Origin of the sequence: Streptomyces sp. E2N166, assembly GCF_003671715.1 — a bacterium.
In the GTDB taxonomy this organism is placed as follows: Bacteria; Actinomycetota; Actinomycetes; order Streptomycetales; family Streptomycetaceae; genus Streptomyces; species Streptomyces thinghirensis.
The window spans coordinates 385,971-388,766 of record NZ_RAIF01000025.1; the positions used below are offsets into that span (position 1 = coordinate 385,971).

The 2,796-nt window shown below is 77.2% G+C and carries 2 protein-coding genes and 1 pseudogene; all 3 read left to right on the forward strand.

What is annotated here, in order from left to right; genetic code table 11:
- Positions 1 to 214: 214 nt before the first annotated feature.
- Entirely contained in the window at positions 215 to 1,387 is a 1,173-nt protein-coding gene (locus EBH09_RS19840) for a TadA family conjugal transfer-associated ATPase (RefSeq protein WP_121748312.1), read from the forward strand.
- Entirely contained in the window at positions 1,384 to 2,259 is an 876-nt protein-coding gene (locus EBH09_RS19845) for a type II secretion system F family protein (protein ID WP_121748313.1), read from the forward strand. Before EBH09_RS19840 ends, EBH09_RS19845 begins: the two co-directional genes overlap by 4 nt.
- A gap of 122 nt (positions 2,260 to 2,381) precedes the next feature.
- Positions 2,382 to 2,796 (forward strand): annotated as a pseudogene (locus tag EBH09_RS39085) (hypothetical protein); the annotation flags it as partial.

Consider the following 2,796-nt stretch of genomic DNA (forward strand, 5'->3'; position numbering starts at 1 on the left):
TTCCGGGACGCCGACGGGAGAGGGCCTGGAGTTCGGCCGGACTTCCGGGACACCATCGGGGCCGGCGGCGCGGACGGTCCCGGAATGGGCTTACCGGTCCCCTGGAGCGGCTTCCGCCTGGTCCGCGGGGACGGCCGTTGGGCGCCTGTCGGGGGCGGCTTCCGGGTGGACGTCGACGGCGACTTCCGGAAGGGGGCCGGTCCCGGCCGCCGGAATGCTCGACGGTGTCCGGCGGTGGCTTGCCGAGAGCGGGGCCGAACCGACGCCCGCGCGGGTGGCACAGGCCCTGCGGGAGCAGGGGCGGGTGCTCGGGGACGCCGAGATCCTCGGTGCCGCCGATCAGCTGAGGTCGGAGCTGGTCGGCAGCGGGCCGCTGGAGCCGCTGCTCGCCGACCCGTCGGTGACCGACGTACTGGTGTCCGCCCCGGACCGGGTCTGGGTGGACCGGGGCGGCGGCCTTGAGCTGACGACGGTCTCCTTCCCGGACGCCGGTGCGGTAAGGCGGCTCGCGCAACGCCTCGCCACTGTCGCCGGGCGCCGACTGGACGATGCCCGGCCGTGGGTGGACGCCCGGCTGCCCGACGGCACCCGGCTGCACGCGGTACTGCCTCCGGTCGCCGTCGGCTGCACCTGTCTGTCGCTTCGGGTGGTACGGCCGCGCGCGTTCACCCTCGACGAACTGGCGGCGGCCGGCACCGTGCCGCCCGGCGGTGACCGGGTACTGCGCGCCCTGCTGGGAGCACGGCTGTCCTTCCTCGTCAGCGGTGGTACCGGCAGCGGCAAGACGACGCTGCTGAGCGCGCTGCTCGGGCTCGTCGGACCGGACGAGCGCATCGTGCTCGCCGAGGACTCGGCGGAGCTGCGGCCGGACCATCCGCACGTCGTCCGCCTGGAGACCAGACCCGCCAACCAGGAGGCCGCGGGTCTGGTGACCCTGGAGGACCTGGTGCGGCAGGCGCTGCGCATGCGACCGGACCGGCTGGTCGTCGGCGAGGTGCGCGGGCCCGAAGTGGTTCATCTGCTCGCGGCGTTGAACACCGGCCACGAGGGCGGCTGCGGGACGGTGCACGCCAACGCCGCGGCCGACGTACCGGCCCGGCTGGAGGCGCTCGGCACGGCAGCGGGCCTCGACCGGGCGGCCCTGCACAGCCAGCTCGCGGCGGCCCTTTCGGTGGTCCTGCACTTGGTACGGGACAGGACCGGACGTCGCCGGATCGCCGAGGTGCACGTACTGGAGCGTGACCCGTCGGGGCTGGTGCGGACGGTGCCGGCGCTGCGGTGGGGAGCGGAGGCCTTCGTGGCCGAGCGCGGGTGGGAGCGGCTGCGGGAGCTGCTCCGCGGTGACGGGCTCGACATGCGAGCCGTTGGACGGGAGGCGTACAGGTGACGGGGACGGTTGAGCTGTCGACGGGCGTGGCCCTGGTGTGTCTGGGGGCGGCGGCGTGGCCGGCCGGGAGTGGGTGGCACTCCGGGGTACGGCGTGCACGGCAGGTGCTCGCCGGCGGCGCGGCGGCCGGCACCGGGCCGCCCGCACAGCGCCGGATGACGGACGGGCTGCGGCGCGTCCGTGGCCGGCTGCGGCCCGAGTGGTGGTCGTTCGCGGCCGGGCTGCTGCTGGCGGTGCTGGGCAGTTCGGTGCTGCCGGTCGTCGTTGGGGCGGCCGGGGTGCCGGTGTTGCGGCGGACACGGTTGGCCGGCCGGGCGCGGCGGGCCCGGGAGCACCGGCAGGACGGGGTGATCGCGCTGTGCGGGGCGCTCGCCGGGGAGGTGCGCGCGGGGCGGCAGCCGGGCGAGGCGCTGCTGTGTGCCGCCCACGACTCCGGAGGGCTCGGTGAAGCACAGGCCGCGGTGCTGGCGGCGGCCCGGTTCGGCGGGGACGTCCCGGGGGCGCTCGCGGCAGCGGCGCGCGAGCCGGGTGCCGAGGGCCTGCGAGGGCTCGCGGCGTGCTGGCGGGTCGCAGTGGACCAGGGTGCCGGGCTGGCGGCCGGGCTCGATCGACTGGAGGGCGCGCTACGCGCCGAACGGGACCAGCGCGCCGACCTGCGAGCCCAGTTGGCGGGCGCTCGTGCCACGGCGGTGATGCTCGCCGGCCTGCCGGCCCTGGGCCTCCTGCTCGGCTTCGCCCTCGGAGCCGACCCGCTGCACGTGCTGCTGCACACCGGACCCGGGCTGGGTTGTCTGCTGGCCGGCGGGGCTCTGGAGGGCCTGGGCGTGTGGTGGGTGACGCGGATCGTGCGGTGGGCGGAGGCGGTGTCGTGAACGGGGACGTTGTCCACAGGCTGGGGGCAGTGGTGGGGACGGTGTTGGTCGCCGGATGGCTGGCGCGCGCGGTCGGGGCCGCGCGGCGGGAGCGGACGGTACGCAGGCGGCTCACCGCGCTGCTGACCCCGCAACCGGCCCGCACCGTCCCACGGCGCGCCGAGGTGCTGGGCGCCGTGCGGGGGTGGCTGCCGCTGGTGGGCACGGTGGGTGCCGGCTGGGCCCTGGTCGGGGGCGGTGCCGGAGTCGTGGTGGGCCTGCTGGGCGCGGCAGCGCTGTGGCGTTGGCGTTCCCGACGGGCGGCCTCCGGTACGGCCGCGGCGGAGACCGTTGCCGCGGAAGCCGCCCGTCAGATGCCGTTGGCGGCCGATCTGCTGGCCGCGTGCATCGCGGCGGGTGCCGGGCCGGTGGCCGCGGCCCAGGCGGTGGGCGACGCCCTCGGCGGACCCGTCGGAGACGCGTTGGGGCGCGGCGCCGCCGAGGTCCGGCTGGGCGGCGAACCGGGCGGTTCCTGGCGGGGCCTGGCCGCGATCCCGG